Annotated in this window: 22 protein-coding genes; 10 read left to right on the top strand and 12 right to left on the bottom strand. The window is 49.4% G+C overall.

Going from position 1 to position 19737, the window contains the following annotated elements:
• Window positions 1-114 precede the first annotated feature (114 nt).
• The 4 genes from ccoG to LRP49_RS22755 form a co-directional block, all read right to left on the bottom strand.
• Window positions 115-1542 carry a cytochrome c oxidase accessory protein CcoG gene (gene ccoG / locus LRP49_RS22770; protein ID WP_274145307.1) on the bottom strand — a complete coding sequence of 476 codons (1428 nt, stop codon included), beginning with the start codon at window positions 1540-1542 and terminating at the stop codon, window positions 115-117.
• Between the two features lie 250 nt (window positions 1543-1792).
• Complete coding sequence (locus tag LRP49_RS22765; RefSeq protein ID WP_274145305.1) at window positions 1793-2059, bottom strand: YihD family protein; 267 nt, start codon at window positions 2057-2059, stop codon at window positions 1793-1795.
• An 85-nt stretch (window positions 2060-2144) separates the two neighbouring features.
• Window positions 2145-2318, bottom strand: a complete 174-nt coding sequence (locus tag LRP49_RS22760) for a hypothetical protein (RefSeq protein ID WP_274145303.1) — start codon at window positions 2316-2318, stop codon at window positions 2145-2147.
• Window positions 2319-2527: 209 nt separating this feature from the next.
• Window positions 2528-3553: a GGDEF domain-containing protein gene (locus LRP49_RS22755; RefSeq protein ID WP_274145302.1), complete on the bottom strand. Its 1026-nt coding sequence runs from the start codon at window positions 3551-3553 to the stop codon at window positions 2528-2530.
• Window positions 3554-3715: 162 nt separating this feature from the next.
• Here LRP49_RS22755 and LRP49_RS22750 point away from each other — a divergent pair, with 162 nt between their 5' ends.
• Window positions 3716-4507, top strand: a complete 792-nt coding sequence (locus LRP49_RS22750; RefSeq protein WP_274145300.1) for a sporulation protein — start codon at window positions 3716-3718, stop codon at window positions 4505-4507.
• 87 nt (window positions 4508-4594) lie between these two features.
• Window positions 4595-5254: a PAQR family membrane homeostasis protein TrhA gene (gene trhA / locus LRP49_RS22745; protein ID WP_274145299.1), complete on the top strand. Its 660-nt coding sequence runs from the start codon at window positions 4595-4597 to the stop codon at window positions 5252-5254.
• A gap of 18 nt (window positions 5255-5272) precedes the next feature.
• On the opposite strand, the gene LRP49_RS22740 is transcribed toward trhA, so the two are convergent.
• The 5 genes from LRP49_RS22740 to def all read right to left on the bottom strand — a co-directional run bounded on the left by LRP49_RS22740 (window position 5273) and on the right by def (window position 10997).
• Window positions 5273-6718: a TrkH family potassium uptake protein gene (locus tag LRP49_RS22740; RefSeq protein ID WP_274145298.1), complete on the bottom strand. Its 1446-nt coding sequence runs from the start codon at window positions 6716-6718 to the stop codon at window positions 5273-5275.
• A gap of 11 nt (window positions 6719-6729) precedes the next feature.
• Entirely contained in the window at window positions 6730-8106 is a 1377-nt protein-coding gene (gene trkA, locus LRP49_RS22735; protein ID WP_274145296.1) for a Trk system potassium transporter TrkA, read from the bottom strand.
• Window positions 8107-8177: 71 nt separating this feature from the next.
• Complete coding sequence (rsmB, locus tag LRP49_RS22730; protein WP_274145295.1) at window positions 8178-9455, bottom strand: 16S rRNA (cytosine(967)-C(5))-methyltransferase RsmB; 1278 nt, start codon at window positions 9453-9455, stop codon at window positions 8178-8180.
• 65 nt (window positions 9456-9520) lie between these two features.
• The gene (fmt, locus tag LRP49_RS22725; RefSeq protein WP_274145293.1) at window positions 9521-10477 is read right to left on the bottom strand and encodes a methionyl-tRNA formyltransferase; all 957 of its coding nucleotides are present in this window, start codon (window positions 10475-10477) and stop codon (window positions 9521-9523) included.
• Between the two features lie 7 nt (window positions 10478-10484).
• Entirely contained in the window at window positions 10485-10997 is a 513-nt protein-coding gene (gene def / locus LRP49_RS22720) for a peptide deformylase (RefSeq protein ID WP_274145290.1), read from the bottom strand.
• A gap of 120 nt (window positions 10998-11117) precedes the next feature.
• Here def and LRP49_RS22715 point away from each other — a divergent pair, with 120 nt between their 5' ends.
• From LRP49_RS22715 to LRP49_RS22700, 4 genes are read left to right on the top strand one after another with little or no spacing between them, the layout of a single operon-like run.
• Window positions 11118-12152, top strand: coding sequence for a LysM peptidoglycan-binding domain-containing protein (locus tag LRP49_RS22715; protein WP_274145288.1), 1035 nt, complete (start codon window positions 11118-11120; stop codon window positions 12150-12152).
• Window positions 12152-13252: a DNA-processing protein DprA gene (gene dprA / locus LRP49_RS22710; protein ID WP_274145286.1), complete on the top strand. Its 1101-nt coding sequence runs from the start codon at window positions 12152-12154 to the stop codon at window positions 13250-13252. The genes LRP49_RS22715 and dprA overlap by 1 nt, the downstream gene beginning before the upstream one ends.
• Before the next feature lie 2 nt (window positions 13253-13254).
• The gene (locus tag LRP49_RS22705; protein WP_274145284.1) at window positions 13255-13731 is read left to right on the top strand and encodes a DUF494 family protein; all 477 of its coding nucleotides are present in this window, start codon (window positions 13255-13257) and stop codon (window positions 13729-13731) included.
• 34 nt (window positions 13732-13765) lie between these two features.
• Window positions 13766-14329 (top strand): DNA topoisomerase family protein, encoded by a 564-nt coding sequence (locus LRP49_RS22700; protein WP_274145282.1) that lies wholly within the window; start codon window positions 13766-13768, stop codon window positions 14327-14329.
• 55 nt (window positions 14330-14384) lie between these two features.
• Here the strand turns inward: LRP49_RS22700 and LRP49_RS22695 are convergent, their stop codons facing one another.
• Together LRP49_RS22695 and purE are read right to left on the bottom strand one after the other, a co-directional pair.
• A complete protein-coding gene (locus tag LRP49_RS22695; protein ID WP_274145280.1) occupies window positions 14385-15521 on the bottom strand; it encodes a 5-(carboxyamino)imidazole ribonucleotide synthase in 1137 nt (378 codons plus the stop codon).
• 2 nt (window positions 15522-15523) lie between these two features.
• Window positions 15524-16009 carry a 5-(carboxyamino)imidazole ribonucleotide mutase gene (gene purE, locus LRP49_RS22690; RefSeq protein WP_274145279.1) on the bottom strand — a complete coding sequence of 162 codons (486 nt, stop codon included), beginning with the start codon at window positions 16007-16009 and terminating at the stop codon, window positions 15524-15526.
• A 280-nt stretch (window positions 16010-16289) separates the two neighbouring features.
• Between purE and tsaC the strand changes: the two genes are divergently transcribed.
• Genes tsaC through LRP49_RS22670 form a run of 4 tightly spaced genes read left to right on the top strand, consistent with a single transcriptional unit; the run spans window position 16290 to window position 18883 of the window.
• Window positions 16290-16847, top strand: a complete 558-nt coding sequence (tsaC, locus tag LRP49_RS22685; protein ID WP_274145278.1) for an L-threonylcarbamoyladenylate synthase type 1 TsaC — start codon at window positions 16290-16292, stop codon at window positions 16845-16847.
• Between the two features lie 18 nt (window positions 16848-16865).
• Complete coding sequence (hemF, locus tag LRP49_RS22680) at window positions 16866-17789, top strand: oxygen-dependent coproporphyrinogen oxidase (protein WP_274145276.1); 924 nt, start codon at window positions 16866-16868, stop codon at window positions 17787-17789.
• Between the two features lie 7 nt (window positions 17790-17796).
• Window positions 17797-18618 carry a shikimate dehydrogenase gene (gene aroE, locus LRP49_RS22675; RefSeq protein WP_274145274.1) on the top strand — a complete coding sequence of 274 codons (822 nt, stop codon included), beginning with the start codon at window positions 17797-17799 and terminating at the stop codon, window positions 18616-18618.
• Window position 18619: 1 nt separating this feature from the next.
• The gene (locus LRP49_RS22670; protein ID WP_274145273.1) at window positions 18620-18883 is read left to right on the top strand and encodes a DUF1488 family protein; all 264 of its coding nucleotides are present in this window, start codon (window positions 18620-18622) and stop codon (window positions 18881-18883) included.
• Here the strand turns inward: LRP49_RS22670 and LRP49_RS22665 are convergent.
• Window positions 18876-19418, bottom strand: coding sequence for a gamma carbonic anhydrase family protein (locus LRP49_RS22665; protein WP_274145271.1), 543 nt, complete (start codon window positions 19416-19418; stop codon window positions 18876-18878). The genes LRP49_RS22670 and LRP49_RS22665 overlap by 8 nt on opposite strands.
• Window positions 19419-19737: the final 319 nt, after the last annotated feature.

Raw genomic sequence — 19737 nt, 5'->3', positions numbered from 1 at the left:
CTGCAAATTCATAGCGGTATCTTGCTTAGGATGGTAACAGAGAATTGCGAGATCGGTGCGCAGACAAAAAGAAAAAGGTGCCTAGGGCACCTTTTTACGTTTTGTGGCGATGGCTTAAAGTTTGCTGATAAATCGGCTTTCAGTCTCCACCTTTTTCTTGTCATCGCCAGAGTGGCGTTCAAGCACAAAGGTGATATCTGCAATCGGTTTATCGAGTTCAAACGGGTCGACGCCCAAGCTGATAGGCAGGGTAAATATTTCACCAGCTCGGAGTGTGACCTCTTTTTTGCCATACCACTGTATGTCATCAAGTCCTGACACTGATAGCGAATAGGTTTCCGGGTGTTGGGTTTTATTCAATATCTTCAATGTGTAAGTGTTTTCGACCAAGCCATCACTGTTGGTTTTAAACAGTTGAGTGCGGTCTCGCATGACATCAAGGCGCATGGGCTGCACTTGAGAAAACAACACGAAAAACAAACCAAACATAGCGACCATGACGACGCCATAACCAATCAGTTTTGGCCTTACGACATCGACTTTGTGTCCGTCGAGTTTGTGCTCGGTGGTGTAGCTGATCAGCCCTTTTGCATAATTCATTTTTGTCATGGTTTCATCGCAGGCATCAATACACGCGCCACAGTTAATGCACTCATACTGCAATCCATCACGAATATCGATACCTGTCGGGCAGACCTGGACACAGAGGTTACAGTCAATACAGTCCCCTAATCCCAATGCTTTGGGGTCCTTTTTACGTGAGCGCGGACCTCTCGCTTCCCCTCGGGCAGTGTCATAACCCACGATAAAGGTATCTTTATCAAACATGGCGGACTGAAAACGCGCGTAAGGGCACATATGAATACACATTATTGAGCGCATCCAACCCGCGTTACCGTAGGTACAGACACTAAAAAATAGCACCCAAAAGGCGACCCAAAAGCTGGTATTAAACGTGAAGAAGTCGACAAACAACTCTTTAACAGGGATGAAGTAACCAACGAAGGTCAGGCCTGTCAGCAATGCGACGGCAAACCAACAAATATGCTTGGCGGTTTTGCGAAGTAGCAATGTTTTAGTGAGTGGCAAAGAGTCCTGTTTTTTTCGCTTGTTTGCGGAGCCTTCAAGTTTCTCTTCGAACCAGATATAGATAAATGTCCACACGGTTTGCGGGCAAAGATAACCACACCAGACTCGACCTAAAAACGTGGTGAGGAAGAATAGACCAAAGGCGGCAATCATAAACAGGGTGGCGAGCAAGGTAAGATCTTGTGGCCAAAGGGTGGTACCGAAAAAGTTAAACTGTTGTTTGCCAATATCGATCAGTATCGCCTGTCTGTCTCCATAAGGGATCCATGGTGTAAGGACAAACAAGAGCATGAAAAACCAGCCCATTTTTCGTCGTAGTTGTTGGTACACACCACTCATTGCGCGTACATAAATACGATTGCTGGGATTAAATCTATCCCCGCTACCCTTGTGGGTTTTCGGGTTATATGTTTTTGGTGTGACGTCTTTTACGTCGATTTTTTCCTTGCTCATGACACCTGCATTCCTTGGGGCAAAAGGGTGTATCTACCCTTAATTCACAGAGACGTAGTCTGTGATGTTTTTATGTTTGATTTGTTAATAATAGTCGCCAGATTATAACGCAGGCGCAGTACGGAATTCTGTGCGTGTGGTGGGAAAATAGCCGGGATACGGTGGGGATAACGTGTAACAGATGATTGTTTTGAAATAAAAAAGCGAAACCCAAAGGCTTCGCTTTACTATTCTGCTTAATCAACGTGTCTTAGCTGATAATGCCGCGTGCACGAAGGATGGCGGTTTTGAAGTCATCCTCACAGTCTTTTGCCAGACCTGGGATCATTTCGTCTTTTTGGCTGTTTCGCATTTTTAGGTGATAGATGAGTACGTCATCGGTGAGATCGTTAAGCGTGCCCTCATAGCCCGCTTCGTCTGCCAATTTTTTAATCATTTCCATCAGATTGAGCTCAGGTTCTTTTTGCCACTCAGGGTGCAAAAGCTCAATCAGTTCATTAACGCGATGACATTTCATTGAAGACTCCAAATTTGGCCAATAGCCTTAGTTTTTATATGATTTATCTGCGTACAGTATCAGATTCTGTCACATGTGACCAAGCTTACGCAGCTTCGCCCTCAGGGGGCTGAGTGTTGATTGGTGATGGACGTACCAAGGTCAAATCTGGGGTGGAGTCTTGCGTCCCTTTTGCTTTAAAACGCGGTGCAAAAGAGGTGGAACGCATACGTGCTGGAGTACGGGTAACGCGAATAGGACGAACAGTTACTGGGCGCATTTTGGGTTCTCATTTATTGCGCATCCATGACGGTTATCTAAAGCAGAGTGGCGTCAGGGGTTCCAATGGCGTCTAGCCTAGCTGCGTTATCACTCTGGGAATGTAAAATTCGCGCGGAGTATAAACAAATTCAACTGATGAAAAAAGCACCAATTGAAAATAAATTAAGGCGGCATATCGCCGCCCGTTTGTTTGAGTAGGCCTTACCGTTACGCAATAGGCATCACACGATTTCTGCCGAGCTTTTTAGCTTCATAGAGTTGTTTGTCAGCGCGTTCTATAAGTGCTTTTCCATGCTCACCCTTTTCAAATTGAGCGACGCCAATTGAAACGGTAATGTTATCCAGCTTTGTACCTGACTTTTTATCTTTTATCACAAGCTTATCAATGCTTGAGCGGACGGTTTCTGCGACACGTCGGGCACCATTTAATGCCCGATTAGGCACCAGCATCGCAAACTCCTCCCCTCCATAACGATATGCCTGTATGCCTTCGCGGCAGTACTCAGACAGACGCTTTGCTGTGATTTTTAGCACCTGATCACCCATAAGATGACCATATGTGTCGTTAAAGTTTTTAAAATGGTCAAGATCGCAAAGTAACAGGCAAAACCCCTTAGGCGGGGGATTGGCGATCATGGTTGAAAGTTGATCGTCGAAGGCGCGTCGATTGAAGATCCCCGTCAGCGCATCATTGATGGCTTGTTCATTTGCTTCGGCCAGGGTTTCTTTCAATCTCGCGATTTCTTTTTGTGCGTCAGCCAGTTGATGTTTAAAAAAGCTGGTGGACTGCTTTATTTCTTTGGATCCTTTTACTGCACTTCTCACTAGAGCGATGGTTTCTTCCATGGTGAGGGTTTCTTCACCGACGCGAGCCAGTTGCTTGAATGATTTATCCAAGGCGTTTTGAAATACGTCAGTGTCTTTCATGGTATCGACCATGGTGTTGCCCATTTCTTGAGCCATGGCTTGTAAGTTGCTCTGCAACTCATGAAACCCTTTATCATGCTTGTCAGCAATATGAGCTTGATAAAGCTGTTCGCACTGCGAAGCACTGACTGAGCCAGACTCTTGAATAGCGTCATCCATGACCTTTGCGAGTTCAGCGTCAGTGTGGGCAATATAGGTGTACCAAAGGGCGTAGTTCGTGGGGGTCGCTGGCACTTGGTACTTCATCAGTAATGGAACAATTTTTTTTAAGTATCCAGAAGATAATGTAAAGGTGTCCTTTGACATGGCTGGCTTATTCTCCATTTTTAGGGCAGATATCCGGTATCCACGTTTCACCAGTGTAATAAGCTTAGTAGAAATCTATATTTTGTTGAGACATGTGAATCAAACTTGGTTTTTGGTCAATATACGTTGTGAAAGGATGCTAACAACAAGGGGGATGTAGCGGTGGGATGGTTTAAAAAGGCGTTAGCGCGTGTCGGTGTTGGCAATGCTAGCGTGAGTGTTAGTTTGGATGATGAGCATGTCATGCAGGGGGCGGAACGCCGAGTCTCAATCAAGGTTGAAGGCGGTGGCGTCCCACAATCAGTGACGGCAATCGAGTGTTCCTTGCGGTGTCATTATATGGGGTGGGAGGAGATCCGAACCGGGGGAGAACAAGGAAAAAAGCGACAGTGGAAAAAGCTGTCTCATACCCTATGTACTTGGTCTCTACCTGATGCATTTACCCTATTGGAAAATGAAACACGTGAACTCACGACAGAGTTTATTGTGCCTGATGAAACGCCCGTGACATTTGGTACGGAGAACGTTTGGCTAGCGGTGAGACTCGATATTCCGATGGCAAAAGATGCTGTGACAGAGTTGCCTGTTGCGATTTTGCCGTCTCGCCCTGTTGATGCAATGCTGAAAACGTTTGAACGTTTGGGTTTTCGCATCGAAAAGGAAACTACAGAGCAACCCAAACGAGGACGTCGTCCCTTTGAGCAAGCCTTTATGCTCGTGCCGATTCAAGGGCCATATAGTGATAATTGGTCGCGAGTGAGTCTGACCGTCACCCCTGAACAAGATATGTTGGAGTTGGCAATGCAATTTTCAGCGAAAGGAGAGGGGCTGAGCCATTTGGCTGGTCACCTGACTGGAGCGAATAAGCTTGATAGAACCTTACAATTTGATAAGTCGACTTCGTCAGAGAATATTGCTCTCGCCATTGAAGAGTTGCTTGGCAAAATTATGTAACCATTTTTTAGCTTACACGTGTACGCTTAAATGTGTCATACTCGATCGGGTTAAACTCTCAAGCAAAAAGCAAAGGATGGTAGCCCGATGTCGAGTCATGTATCAGCGAGCACCACGTATTCCGTAAAAGAAGAGATAGCGAGCAGTATCAGTCACGGTTTAGGCGTGATTTTTGGTATTGTCGCCTTGGTTATGTTGTTAGTGAAAGCCGTGCATGATGGTGCGGATGCATTAAGCATTGCCAGTTACAGCGTGTATGGAGCCAGCATTATCCTGCTCTATCTAGCATCTACGCTCTACCATGCCATTCCCTTCGAAAAAGCCAAGCGTGCGCTGAAGACCTTCGATCATTGCGCGATTTATCTGTTGATTGCTGGCACCTACACCCCGTTTATGTTGATAAGCCTTCGAACGCCATTAGCGTTTGGCGTGATGGCATTGATATGGGTGATCGCTTTGGTTGGGGTGATATTGAAAATTGCCTTTGTTTACCGTTTCAAATCGCTGTCGTTGGCAATGTATCTAGCTATGGGTTGGCTGTCGTTGGTGGTGGTGTATCAATTGGCGCAGGTCATGTCGGCTTCAGGGCTTATTCTGCTGACGCTGGGGGGATTGGTATACTCTCTCGGTGTGATCTTCTACGTGAAACGCACCATCCCGTTCAACCATGCGATTTGGCATGTGTTTGTGCTGGGCGGAACGGTGCTCCATTTCTTAGCAATTTACTGGTACGTCAAACCAGTTTAAGTATGAAGATGGCGCGACCTAGTCGCGCCAAAATGCAGGAAAGACCAAAACCAACACGGTCAGGATTTCCAAGCGTCCCATCAACATTCCAATGCTGAGTGCCCACTTGGCGGTATCCGGTAGGCTCGAGAAGTTGCCTGTTGGACCAATCACATGACCCATCCCCGGTCCCACGTTCGCCACTGCGGTCATCGAGCCCGTCAGGCTGGTGATACCATCCAATCCGGTTGCTGCCAAAATCATGGCAACGACCAAAATAGTCAGGATGTAGGTGATGGCAAAGGCGACCACTGAGCGAACGATGTCTTCGTTAACCGTGCGGCCGTTATAACGCTGAATGAACACACCTGAAGGGTGCACAAGTTGGTGGATTTGTTTTTTCAGTAATGCCAGCGCAATTTGGAAGCGGAAGATTTTCGCGCCGCCTGCTGTTGAGCCTGAACACCCGCCAACAATCAACATAAAGGCAAAGATGACCGATGCAAACGGCCCCCAAGCGGTGAAGTCGTCCAAGCCAAAGCCCGTGGTGGTGACCACCGAGACAATGTTGAAGGTCGCCACGCGGACGGCATCCGCCACACTGTAATCACGGGTAAGCACCAACCAGACTGACACCATGAAGGACGTTGCCAGTACCAAATAGGTAAAGCCTCGTACCTGTGCGTCGGCCATAATCATGGTAGGTTCACGCCGACGAAGGGCCTGCATCAGCAGCAAGAACGGCAAGCCGCCTGCGAACATAAACACTGTGCCCACCCACTGCGCCGAGTGGCTGAAGTGATTCATCGAGCTGTCTGAAGTCGAGTAACCGCCGGTAGAGAGTGTAGTCATGGCATGGTTAACCGCATCAAACGGCGACATCCCCGCCAGCAAGTACGAAATAAAGCAGGCTGCAGACAAGATGAGATAGATCTTCATGATGCTCACAGCGACGCTTTTGGTGCGCGGGCTGGATTTGGCTGACCAGTCGGATGACTCCGTTTGGAATAGGCGCATACCACCAACGTTCAAGAACGGCAGGATAGCTACACCCATTACGATAAAGCCAATACCTCCTAACCATTGCAAGATAGAGCGCCATAGCAATATGGCGGGAGCCATTTTATCAAGGCCGCTCAGTACGGTTGAACCTGTCGTGGTGATCCCCGACATGGTTTCGAAGTAGGCATCGGTAAAGCTGATGTGGTTGATAAACACAAACGGTAGCGCGGCGAACGCACTGGCGATGGCCCATACCAATGTAGTGATAACGAACATATCGCGAGCGTTGAGACGAAAGTTATCCGTTTTGCCCACACTTAAACAGGCAAATGCTGCGATATGCGTGATGATGACGGACATGCCGAAATCAAGAAACCCCGAGGTACCGGTAAAAAATGCTGTCAGGGTCGGGATATACATAAAAAGGGCGATCTTGGATAAGACCAGCCCTATTACGAAAAGCACCGGTTTTAAATTAACCATACTTCAAGCCATTAGAGGAAGAACGGGCTTGGCTGGAACAGCCTTTCCACATCTGGAACATACTTTTTATCAACCAGGAACATCACCACGTGATCGTCCTGCTGGATCACCGTTTTATCGTGGGCAATCAGAACTTCTTCTTCGCGCACAATCGCACCAATGGTGGTGCCCGGTGGCAGTTTGATATCGCCAATTGCGCGACCAACCACTTTAGATGTGTTGGCATCACCATGGGCGATGGCTTCAATCGCTTCTGCTGCGCCACGGCGCAATGAGGAAACGTTGACGATGTCAGCTTTACGTACGTGAGTTAAAAGGGCAGAAATAGTGGCTTGCTGTGGTGAAATAGCCACATCAATCGCACCGCCTTGCACCAAGTCAACGTAGGCCCCACGCTGGATAAGTACCATAACTTTCTTGGCACCCAAGCGTTTTGCGAGCATGGCCGACATAATATTGGCTTCGTCTTCGTTGGTTACTGCGATAAACACATCAATCTGATCGATATGCTCCTCGCTAAGAAGCTCTTGGTCTGCCGCGTCGCCACAGAAGACGATGGTGTTTTCCAAAATTTCAGAAAGCTGCTCAGCACGCTGCGGGTTTCGCTCAATCAGCTTTACGCTGTATGAGCGTTCAAGGCTTCTTGCAAGGCCCGCACCGATGTTACCGCCACCGACAATCATGATGCGCTTATAAGGCTTCTCAAGACGCTGCAGCTCACTCATGACAGAGCGAATGTGATTGCTCGCGGCCACGAAGAAGACTTCGTCATCGGCTTCGATGATAGTGGTGCCTTGAGGACGAATTGGACGGTCGCGACGGAAAATGGCGGCTACGCGGGTATCGACATGGGGCATGTGTTCACGCAATGCCGACAACGCATTGCCGACCAATGGACCGCCGTAATACGCCTTAACTGCCACCAAGCCAACTTTGTTGTCAGCAAAGTTGACGACTTGCAGTGCGCCTGGGTATTCAATGAGGCGATGGATATAACGCGTTACTAACTCTTCCGGTGCGATCAGGTGATCAACAGGACAAGCATCGGTTTGGAAAAGCTGTTCTTTTGCTGCGAGATATTCAGGGCTTCGGATCCGCGCAACGCGGTTGGGGGTGTTATAAAGCGTGAAGGCAACCTGACAGGCAATCATGTTGGTTTCGTCAGAGTTGGTGACGGCGACCAGCATGTCGGCATCTTGTGCGCCGGCTTCTAACAGGGTTGATGGGTGGCTTGCGTAGCCTTGAACGACCCGTAAGTCGTATTTGTCTTGCAGCTCTCTGAGGCGCTCGGGGTTTTTATCGACAATGGTAATGTCATTGTTTTCGCCAACCAGATTTTCGGCCAATGTACCGCCGACCTGTCCAGCCCCCAAGATGATAATTTTCATAACGTCTGCGTGAACCTCGGTTCGTTTCTTATTTTTATAGCAGGTGGGTTAACCCACCTGCATTGTCTCTATCACGCTTTTTTCAGTACCGCGTAATAGAACCCATCCATGTTGTCTTGCCCTGGCAGAATTTGACGACCAGGAGCGTCCAACGTGCCCGTTTCGAGCGATGCGTCATTGGTACGCGCCAAGAAGGCTTTCACTTGTTCACCGTTTTCTTGCGGTGTGATTGAACAGGTTGCATAAACCAGCGTACCACCTGACTTAAGCTGCGCCCACATGGCATCCATGATTTCTGACTGCAATGAAGCGAGTTGCGCTATGTCGTCCGCACGACGTAGCCATTTAATGTCAGGGTGACGTCGAATAACACCCGTTGCGGAACATGGCGCGTCGAGCAGAATACGATCAAATTGCTCGCCCTTCCACCAATCTTGCGGATGGCGCGCATCACCACAGATCACCTGTGCGTTTAGGTTCAAACGCGAGAGGTTTTCTTCTACACGTTTCAGACGGGTAGCATCCACATCCATTGCGACGACTTTCGCAGTAGGTTGATGTTCAAGGATATGGCATGTTTTGCCACCAGGGGCTGCACAACAATCGAGAATCAGCTCATTCGCTTGTGGCTGGAGGTAATCGACAGAAAGCTGCGCAGCAGCGTCTTGTACTGAGACCCAACCGTCAGAAAAGCCTGGCAGTGCGGTGACATCGCAAGGTGCAGCGAGTTTCAGTGCATCGGCAGCTTCAGGGTGTAGTTCGGTTGCAATGCCTGCATCATCCAGTAACGCTCGATAGCTGTCACGGGTGTGATGTGAGCGGTTTACACGAAGCCACATTGGGGCCTTTTCATGGTTGGCGTCTACCACACTTTCCCATTGGTCAGGGTAGGCATTTTGGAGCAATTTTAGCAGCCAACCTGGATGGCCGTATTTCCCCGCATCATGAGAGACGGCGGCAATATCTAACGCTTCTTGATTGCGTTGATAATTACGCAGTACCGCATTAATCAAACCACGTAGCTGAGGCTTTTTAAGGACCTTTGTTGCATCAACGGTTTCGGCAACGGCGGCGTGGGCTGGAATTCGCATGAATCCAAGCTGATACAATCCCACCAAAATTAAATGGTGGAACACGCGCTGTTTTCCTTTTAGCGGTTTGTCCATCAGCGATTGGGTGATCGCCTCCAGTCTTGGTAGCCAGCGCAACACGCCGTAGCAGATCTCTTGCAGCAATGCGCCGTCTCGAGGCGCGACTTTTTGCTGAGCGGGTGGCAGTGCCGAAGACAAGGATTGTCCTTGGTCGACCACTTGATAAATGACCTGTGCAGCGACAGCTCTTACGTTCATGAAGTTACCTCAGTGTTAGCTCGCGTGGCGAGCCACTAAAAAAGGCCAGCAAGCTGGCCTTCTCATTACAGGGTGTTGCCAGGTTCAAACCATTCGCGGCGCGAGTTCAGAATATCTGCAGCGCTCATCGCTTTTTTCCCCGGTGGCTGAATGGATACCAGGCGCAATACACCATCCCCCGTTGCCACACGAATTCCTGTTTTGTCCGCAGATAAGATAGTGCCCGGTGCTTTATCGCTGGTTTCCGTGTCTACTTCGGCATCCCACACTTTGATGTTGTGTTCAGCGTCATTGGCGGTCACGGTAAAATAGCTCATTGGCCATGGGTTAAAGGCACGAATGCAACGCTCAATGGCCACTGCACTCAGATTCCAATCTACCAAGGCTTCTTCTTTGCTTAGCTTTTTCGCGTAGTTCGCTTGCTCGTCATCCTGTTTGACAGGTACGGCATTGCCAGATGCGATATCGCCCAAGCACTCTACCAAAGCATCTGGACCCAGCTCAGCAAGACGCTCGTACAGCGTTGCGCTGGTTTCTTTGGCATCGATATCCAGAGTGGCGATTTTCAGCATGTCACCCGTATCCAAGCCGATGTCCATCTGCATGATGGTGACGCCTGTTTGCGCATCACCTGCCCAAATCGAACGTTGGATAGGCGCAGCACCACGCCAGCGCGGCAAGATAGAACCGTGCACATTGATACAACCCAGACGCGGTGTATCCAGCACTGGCTGTGGTAGCAACAGGCCGTAAGCCACTACGACCATGAGGTCAGCACCGATAGCCGCCAGTTCTTCTTGGGCCTCCACTGCGCGCAAGGTTTCTGGCTGATAAACCGGAATGTTGTGCTCTTGTGCCAGCAGTTTCACTGGGCTTGCTGTCAGTTTCTTGCCTCGACCCGCAGGACGATCAGGCTGTGTATAAACAGCCACAACCTCATGGTTCGAAGACAACAACGCCGCCAAATGAAGGGCGGCGAAATCCGGTGTTCCGGCAAATACGATTTTAAGTGAGTCGCTCAAGGACACCTCAGCTAGCTTTTTCGTTGGCGCGTTTGATTTTTTCTAGTTTCTGCTTGATGCGTTGTTGCTTCAGTGGCGACAGGTAATCAACAAACAGTTTGCCTTCCAAGTGGTCTAGCTCATGTTGGACACAGATTGCCAGAAGGTCATCCGCTTCGAATTGGTACTCATTACCATCACGGTCTAACGCACGAACAGATACCTCTGATGCGCGAGGAACCAATGCACGGGCACCAGGTACTGATAGGCAGCCTTCTTCGATGCCATCTTCACCGCGTTTTTCCAGAATCTCTGGGTTGATCAGCACCATTGGTTCATCACGGGTTTCAGACAGATCGATAACCACGATACGCTGGTGGATATCAACCTGCGTCGCTGCAAGGCCAATACCTTCTTCGTCGTACATGGTTTCCAGCATGTCATCGACAATTTTTTGAATCTCTGGTGTGACGCTTTCTACCGGTTTCGCCACCGTGCGTAGGCGATCGTCCGGGTAGGTCAAAACCTGTAATACACTCATATACGTCTCTTAAATATGTTGAACTGCGCCGTATCTGGCTTCGCTAATTGGGCTAATTCTAGACATTTTGCAATTCAAATGACAGCATCCAGATCGAAAGTATGCTTTTGGAGACAGAGGATGTTTAGAAAGCCAATCATTATCATTTTGTTTGCAACGGTTTTTCCTGCCTTTAGTGCGTTATCTCTGGTGTTATCTGAAGACGCACCGGCGACTTATACTGTCAAAAAAGGCGATACCCTGTGGGACATTGCTGGCATCTACTTGGATGCGCCGTGGCAATGGTCTTCTTTGTGGCGACAAAATCCTGAAATAACCAACCCTCACCTTATTTATCCTGGCGATACGTTGCGACTTAAATGGGTGGATGGTCAGCCTATTTTAACGCACGCTACGCAAGCAGACGGATCGACAGCTCCCATTGGGAGTACGCCCGCGTCTGTTCTGAGACGGTATCTGACCTATGACACGTTAATTGGAACTGCGGAACTGGAGCTCGCTCCAAGAGTGCTCGGTGATCAAGAGGGCTGGAGTTATATCTCCAAGCGCGCTCCTTTTTATATCGACGCTGCAGTGGAAAACGACAGCTGGTTTATCTATAGACTGGTGGAAACCTTCGAGCGTCAAATCGGAGAAACTCCCGTTCAAATGGTTAGCCTGAAAAAGGTGGCGGAAGCTCAACTGACTCAGGTGCTTGAAGGTATGTCGGAGATGGTGCTGACTCATCAATCTCAGGAAGTTAGGCCAAACGACATCCTTTTGCCCTCACTGGGCGCGAAAACTGGAGAAATCTTCCATCCATCGGCAGCACCTGAAGGGTTGGAAGGTCACATGGTTGGTCACCTTTATGGCAGCAAGTATGTCGGACTTCGCCAGATAGTGGTGGTGGATAGAGGGAATGAGGACGGCCTCAAGCCTGGTCACGTGTTGTCGGTTCAGCAGCAAAGTGCGTTGATGCGAGGGAAAAAAGGGTCGATGCGCTATGAAAACCCTGTCGACAATGCGCCTGATGCAGTCGTTAAAACCTTACCGTCGCATTCGCTGGGTAAGTTGCTGGTGATCAGAAGCTATCCACACTTTAGTTTGGCCATGGTTGCCGATGCCGAGCAACCACTTTCCTCCAGCCTACCTGTGGTTGCAAACGGCGGCTCATAGTGGCAACAGTGGTTGAAAGTTGGCTGAGATTGGCGGCGGTGCCACGATTGGGTGCGAAATCCCTCAGTAAGATTTTGAGTTCGCACCCACCTCAATCGCTTTTGACCTTAAGCGATAACGAGATGTTGGCACTGGGGCTAACGCAGGCGCAATTGCATGCTTTTCGATACCCTGATGAGACTATGATAGAAAAATGTCTGGCGTGGGAAGATGCGCCACACAAGCATATTCTTACACTTGCCGATCAAAGATACCCTTACCTGCTTAAACACATTACTTCTGCACCGCCGTTATTGTTTGTAGAAGGAGACCCCAATGTCTTATCGACACCTCAAATTGCCATCGTCGGAAGCCGTCATGCTAGTGCGGATGGGTTGTCGTTAGCGCACGAGTTCGCATACCAACTTGTTCACCATGAACTGACGGTAACTAGTGGTCTAGCACTAGGGATAGATGGCAGAGCACACAGAGGTGCGCTGGATCGAAAAGGGCGAACTATCGCTGTGTTAGGCTCAGGGCTTGATAATGTCTACCCGTCTCGCCATCGAAGACTAGCAGAAGAAATCAAAGACAATGGCGGAGCATTAGTTTCAGAACTTTGGCCGTGGTCACCGCCAAAGCCCGCTTTCTTTCCGAAACGAAATCGTATTATCAGCGGTCTTTCTACAGGAGTGCTTGTTGTTGAGGCTGCCCTGAAAAGTGGTTCGCTTATTACGGCTAGGCTCGCATTAGAACAAGGGCGAGATGTCTTTGCGCTGCCAGGTACGGTGAATAACCCACATGCCAAAGGCAGCAATGGTCTGATTAAACAAGGTGCATTTCTGGTTGAATCCGTTGAGGACATTTTAGAGCAAGTGGGAACGCTTGCTGGCTGTGCAATTAATCACCAGTTAGACGTGATGCAGGCTCAAGTTTTGCAAGAAGAATTGCCATTTCCTGAACTGTTGGCTAACGTAGGAAATGAAGCAAGGTGTGTCGATGTGCTTGCAGAACTCTGCGATCAACCCGTTCACGAAATCATGATGCAGTTGTTAGAACTAGAGCTACAGGGGGTTGTTACAGCAGCACCTGGAGGCTATATCAGAACGAGGAGGGGCTAGCCATGATGGACATCCTAATGTATCTGTTCGAAACCTATATACACAGCGATGTTGAGCTGATGGTCGATCAGGACGAGTTGGCTGATGAACTCTCCCGCGCCGGATTTCATCAAGACGATATATACAAGGCACTGAACTGGCTTGAAAAACTGGCTTTGTTGCAAGATGCTGACAAAACGCCTTATCTAACCGCGAACGCGCTGACTTCTGTTCGTATCTTTACACCAAAAGAAATGGATCGTTTAGATACCGAGAGTCGCGGCTTTTTGATTTTCCTTGAGCAAATCAACGTCCTCAGCCCGGAAACCCGTGAAATGGTGATTGACCGTGTCATGGAACTGGAGACGCTGGAGTTTGCTTTGGACGATCTGAAGTGGGTGATCTTGATGGTGCTGTTTAATGTGCCAGGCAATGAAAGTGCGTACGATCAGATGGAAGAGCTTCTCTATGCGACAGCAGAAGATGAGTACCTTCACTAACTCTTTATTACTAAGTCTTTGAGGCTAAGCTGTTTTGGCTGGAAAAATAGACGAATCCTTATTCAGTGCACATGAGCATGCGCTGAACGAACAAGAACGCTGCCCACAATGTGGCAGCGTTCTTGTTATTAAGCACAGTAAACGCGGGCCCTTTAAAGCGTGTTCTGCCTACCCATCTTGTGACTTTGTGGAGTCGTTGCACCATAACGATGGCCATATCGTCAAAGAGCTTGGGCTTCCTTGTCCAGAATGTGGCAATGAATTGGTACTTCGGCAAGGCCGCTTTGGCATGTTTATTGGCTGCTCTTCGTACCCTGAGTGCCAGCACATTGAAAAGCGTGATCAAGAGCCGGAGCAAGAAACCATGGACATCGCGTGTCCAGAGTGCAAAACCGGCCATCTGCACGAGAAAAAATCTCGCTTCGGCAAAGCCTTCTACGCCTGTGATGGTTATCCGAAGTGTAAGCTCGCGGTTAACCTCAAGCCGCTGAAAGGCGTGTGCGAGGTTTGTGGCTATCCGTTATTGCTGGAAAAGAAACTGGCAGCGGGGATCGTCAAAGTCTGCGCAGACAAAAAATGTCAGCACAAGCAAGGCTAAGGCCTTGGGATAAAGAAAAAGCCGCATGATGCGGCTTTTTTTGTGTTTGTTAAGGCTACCGTAAGCTGTCAGCCGCTGGTTTTAACGCAGGAAACTCATCGTCTGCGAGAAGCATCGAAACAGTATCCAGAGCATCACCCAGCGCGCCAGCAGAGTCTGCACACAGGTTGATGTGGCCAATCTTGCGTCCCGGACGGGGTTCTTTGTCATACCAGTGCACATGAGCGTGTGCCATGACAGCGATTGGCACCGTTACTTCGCCCACAATGTTAATCATCGCGGTCGGGCGCACGCGTTTGGCACTGCCAAGTGGCAATCCGCACACGGCGCGAAGGTGGTTCTCAAACTGACAGACCTCTGCACCTTGCTGCGTCCAGTGACCTGAGTTGTGCACGCGAGGCGCAATTTCGTTCACCATCAGCTTGCCACCCACGTCGAAAAACTCAATGGCTAGCACACCAACATAGTTAAGCGCATCGGCCACGGCTTTGAACATGGCTTCTGCTTGGGATTGCACCTGATCGTCATCGCCTGCTGCCACAGACACAGACAAAATGCCATTGGTGTGAATGTTTTCGGTCAGCGGGTAAATCTCCAAGTCTCCTTGGGCGTTTCGTGCGCCAATCAACGACACTTCACGATCAAACGGAACAAACTCTTCTGCGATCACGCACTGGCGACTGCCTTGAGGCGAGGTTTGGAGGAATTGGTTGATGTCTTGCCAAATAGCTTCCAGATCAGAGTCTGGCTTTAAACGCCACTGACCTTTGCCGTCATAGCCGTCGAGGGCACTTTTCAGAATAAGTGGAAGACCGATGGTTGCGACTGCCGCATCATAGTCTGCCTTGCTTTCGATCACCTGATAACGGGCATTGTTGACGCCCGCTTTGTCGAGTAGGGCTTTCTCTTTACGGCGATCACCGCCGGTGAGAATCGCTTCCTCGCCTGGGTAGAACTTACCGCTTGCCTGACATACGGAAAGGACATCCGGCGCGATATGTTCAAATTCGGCGGTTATGACATCTGCATCGGCGATACCGTTTTCCAACCCGCTGCCGAGCACTTCCAGCGTCACTGGGTGGACAAGGTTGCCACTTCGGACATCATACGCACTGACGGTCAAATTTAATGGGGCACCGGCCAGTGCCATCATGCGTGCCAGTTGTCCGGCACCGAGTACCAGCACTTTCATGGTTATTCCACCGAAGGGTCAGGGTGAGCCAGAACCGTTTCCGTCTGCGTTTGACGGAAGGTATCGATTTTCGACAGCAGGGCGTCGTCACTGGTGGCTAGAATTTGTGCCGCCAGCAGACCAGCGTTTGCCGCACCTGCATCACCAATTGCGAGTGTGCCAACGGCCACGCCTTTTGGCATTTGCACAATAGAGAGCAGTGAGTCCATGCCTTTCAAGGCTTTGGATTGAACCGGCACACCCAGTACAGGCAGACTGGTAAATGCCGCAGTCATACCTGGCAAGTGGGCAGCACCACCTGCACCCGCAATCAGGACTTTTAGGCCACGTGATGCTGCGCTGTTGGCGTATTCTGCTAGGAGCTGAGGCGTGCGATGTGCTGAAACCACACGGGTTTCGTAAGCAATACCGAAGTGATCCAGCATATCTGCTGCGTTTTTCATGGTTGGCCAATCTGACTTTGATCCCATGATGATGCCGACTTTCATAGTTGCTCCTGTAACTGCCGTGTACTGCAACCCCTGTATCTTGTTCTCAAGCCAGTTTCCCCTGATTGAGAAAAGAGAGGGTTAGGTGAAATTCGTGTCATTATATCGGCAAAAAACGCTGAGGAAAACGTTTGCGTCGGTGAGTTTGGTGTGAATTATAAATCGCACAAATACAGATATATCGCTAAGTCTGTTTCGATTTGTGACAAAAGTGTTGAGAACGTCAGGCAAAGTTAGTCATAGTAGGCATGAATTAGAGAAAAAGAGTTGGAGAACCCCATTGGCAAGTGTTGAACAGTGCGTTGAAGCCCTGAACCGAGGAGATGTGATCGCCTACCCTACAGAAGGTGTGTTTGGTGTGGGATGTGATCCGGATAGCCCCATTGCCGTGCAGGCATTGCTGGATGTGAAAGAGCGTGATAAAGCAAAAGGACTGATCCTGATTGCAGCAACGCTTTCTCAGCTAGACGGTTATATCGACGTCGACAGTTTGAGCGATGAGGTGAAAGCAGACGTATTGGCGACTTGGCCGGGACCGGTGACCTGGGTGATGCCAGCAGGTAAAAAAATCACCGATTGGGTGACTGGGGACTTTGATACCGTCGCCGTGCGTGTTTCCGACCATCCTGATGTGCAGGCTCTGTGTCTGGCATACGGCAAACCGATCACGTCAACCAGTGCCAACTTAAGTGGCGAAGAGCCGTGCCGCACTGTCGAAGAAGTCGAAGCACAGCTTGGTGAACGTGTTCCGTGCGTATTGCTGGGTAAAACGGGCGGACGTGAAAATCCTACCGAGATCCGCGATGCGCGTTCTGGTAAGGTGCTACGTCAAGGCTAACAAATACAAGGAAATCGCGTGCAAAACCAACAGCTTCCTCAACAGGTAGATAAAGAAGCAGTCAAACGCTTTTTGCTTTCGCTACAAGACGCCATTTGTACTGCACTTGAGCGTGAAGATGGCGCAGCCTCTTTTCAAGAGGATGCTTGGGAGCGAGAAGCTGGCGGCGGCGGAAGAAGCCGGGTGTTGCGTGGCGGTCAGGTGTTTGAGCAAGCGGGGGTAAACTTTTCGCATGTCTATGGCGATAAGATGCCAGGCTCTGCGACAGCGCACAGACCTGAACTGGCCGGACGCAGCTTTGAAGCTATGGGCGTTTCCTTGGTAGTGCATCCCAATAATCCGCATGTGCCGACCTCACACGCCAATGTGCGTTTCTTCATTGCCGAAAAAGAAGGCGAAGCACCGGTATGGTGGTTTGGAGGCGGGTTTGATCTCACGCCCTTCTATCCGGAAGAGGAAGATTGTCAGCACTGGCATGACACCGCCAAAGCGATTTGTGCGCCGTTTGGCGATGAGGTGTATGCCGAGCACAAAGCGTGGTGCGATCGTTATTTCTTCTTGCCGCATCGCAATGAAACCCGTGGTGTGGGTGGATTGTTCTTTGATGATTTAAATGTGTGGGGCTTTGATGCCAGCTTCGATTACATCAAAGCGGTCGGTGAAGGCTATCTGGATGCATACTTGCCTATCGTGCAAAAGCGCAAAGACGCCGAATTTAGTGACCACGAACGTCAATTCCAACTTTACCGCCGTGGCCGCTACGTGGAATTCAATCTCGTCTACGATCGCGGAACGCTATTTGGCCTGCAAAGTGGCGGACGTACTGAGTCGATTCTGATGTCGATGCCACCGCTGGTTCGCTGGGAGTATGGCTTTGTACCAGAAGATGGCTCACCGGAAGCCAAACTTTATAATGACTTTCTTAAACCAAGGGACTGGTAAGTAAGCAATGGATAAGTACGTTGTTGTCGGCAATCCGATATCGCACAGCAAATCTCCTTTTATACATACGCTCTTTGCGCGTCAGACAGCGCAGGACATGACATACCAAACCCTAGAAGCTCCTTTGGGCGGATTTGATGACGCTGTGACTGCTTTTTTCAACGATGGCGGTAAAGGGTGTAATGTTACTGTGCCTTTTAAAGAGAATGCCTACTCCATGGCGACCATGCTGACCGAAAGGGCCAAGCTTGCGGGTGCGGTGAATACGCTGAAAAAGCTTGATGATGGCGGCATACTTGGCGATAACACCGATGGTGAAGGGCTGGTTCAAGATCTTATTAGCCATCACGTACAAATTGAAGGGGCTAACATCTTGCTTCTTGGTGCTGGTGGTGCTGCGCGAGGCGTGGTGTTGCCATTGCTGAAGCACGAACCGGCTTCTTTAGTTATTGCCAATCGCACTGTCAGCAAAGCGGAAACCTTGGCGGCACTGTTTGCTGAACACGGTAAAGTCGATGCTAAGAGCTGTGATGCGTTGGAGGGGCAGACCTTTGATGTCATCATTAACTCGACCTCGGCGAGTTTGTCGGGTGAGCGTCCACAAATCCCAGCCAGCGTGATGCATGTAAACACAGTGGTCTATGACATGGTGTATGGCTCGGGTGTGACCAGCAGTAACCAATGGGCACTAGATAATGGGGCCGCCCGCGTGATCGATGGATTGGGCATGTTAGTGGGGCAAGCCGCAGAGAGTTTTACCATTTGGCGTGGTATCCGACCGGGGACAGGTCAGGTACTCAGAGAGTTACGCCGAAATTTGGCTGAGTAGCATGAACCAAAATATTCTATTTCCGGATCTTCAGAGTGTGGATGACACACGTCAGGCCGTGAGTTTTCAAGCGCAGCAAGCAGGGGCGTTGATATCATGCTTTGTACTGGTGAGTGATTTGGAAAAACGGGCGGGCAGTGGGCTGGACTCGAAAGAGGCGATACTCAATGCCTTTAATGAGTATCGCTTTGACTATGAAGAGCTTGCCGAAGAAGCCATTGAAGATGAAGACTTCAATGAGGCTGGCGAAATCTGGGTTAGCTAGCTTCTGCTATATAGTCGTTCTTTGTTACGACGTAGTTGTCAGATGACTTTTGCAAAAAGGCGCGTTCTTCTTCTTTTAAAGGGCGCGCTTGTTTGACTGGGCTTCCGACATATAGATAACCCGATTCTAAACGCTTTCCTGGTGGCACCAAGCTGCCAGCACCTACCATGACTTCATCCTCAATGATGACACCATCTAGAATGATTGCCCCCATACCTACCAGTACTTTGTTACCTATTGTGCAGCCGTGCAGCATGACCTTGTGGCCTACAGTTACATCTTCACCAATAATTAGCGGGTAGCCTTCAGGGTTCTCTTTATTCTTATGCGTTACATGCAGGACTGAGCCATCCTGAACATTGGATCGGTCGCCAATGCGGATATGGTTAACGTCACCTCGTGCTGCGACCAATGGCCAGATACTCACATCATTACCCAGCGTGATATCACCTACTAATACAGAAGTAGGGTCGATATAAACGCGCTCACCTACCTCAGGGTAGATGCCTTTATAACTACGAAGTACAGAAGACATAGCTAAATCCATTAGGAGAACATGAAAAACAGACTATATGGATGAGTCGGAGAGTGCAATTATTCAACGATGTTATGCTTTTTATACCCACTTTGTTTGAAAAGTAATCGAACACACCGTTTTTATAAGAAAACTGCAAAAAAGCCCTTGCCAACTTTTCTTAGCTCCCTATAATGCCGCTTCACCGACACGGAGAGCGGCTTCCAACAAGGAAACGCCCACTGAATCGGTACAGCGAAAAGGCTTCAAAATTGAATGAAAATAAACGCTTGACGCGTTTGAATGAATCAGTAAAATGGCCGCCCGCTTCAACGGAAAG

This window comes from Enterovibrio qingdaonensis (assembly GCF_028683135.1).
GTDB classification, from domain to species: domain Bacteria; phylum Pseudomonadota; class Gammaproteobacteria; order Enterobacterales; family Vibrionaceae; genus Enterovibrio; species Enterovibrio qingdaonensis.
Note: the sequence above shows the minus strand (reverse complement) of the source record. Positions and strands in the feature narration are given on the sequence as shown.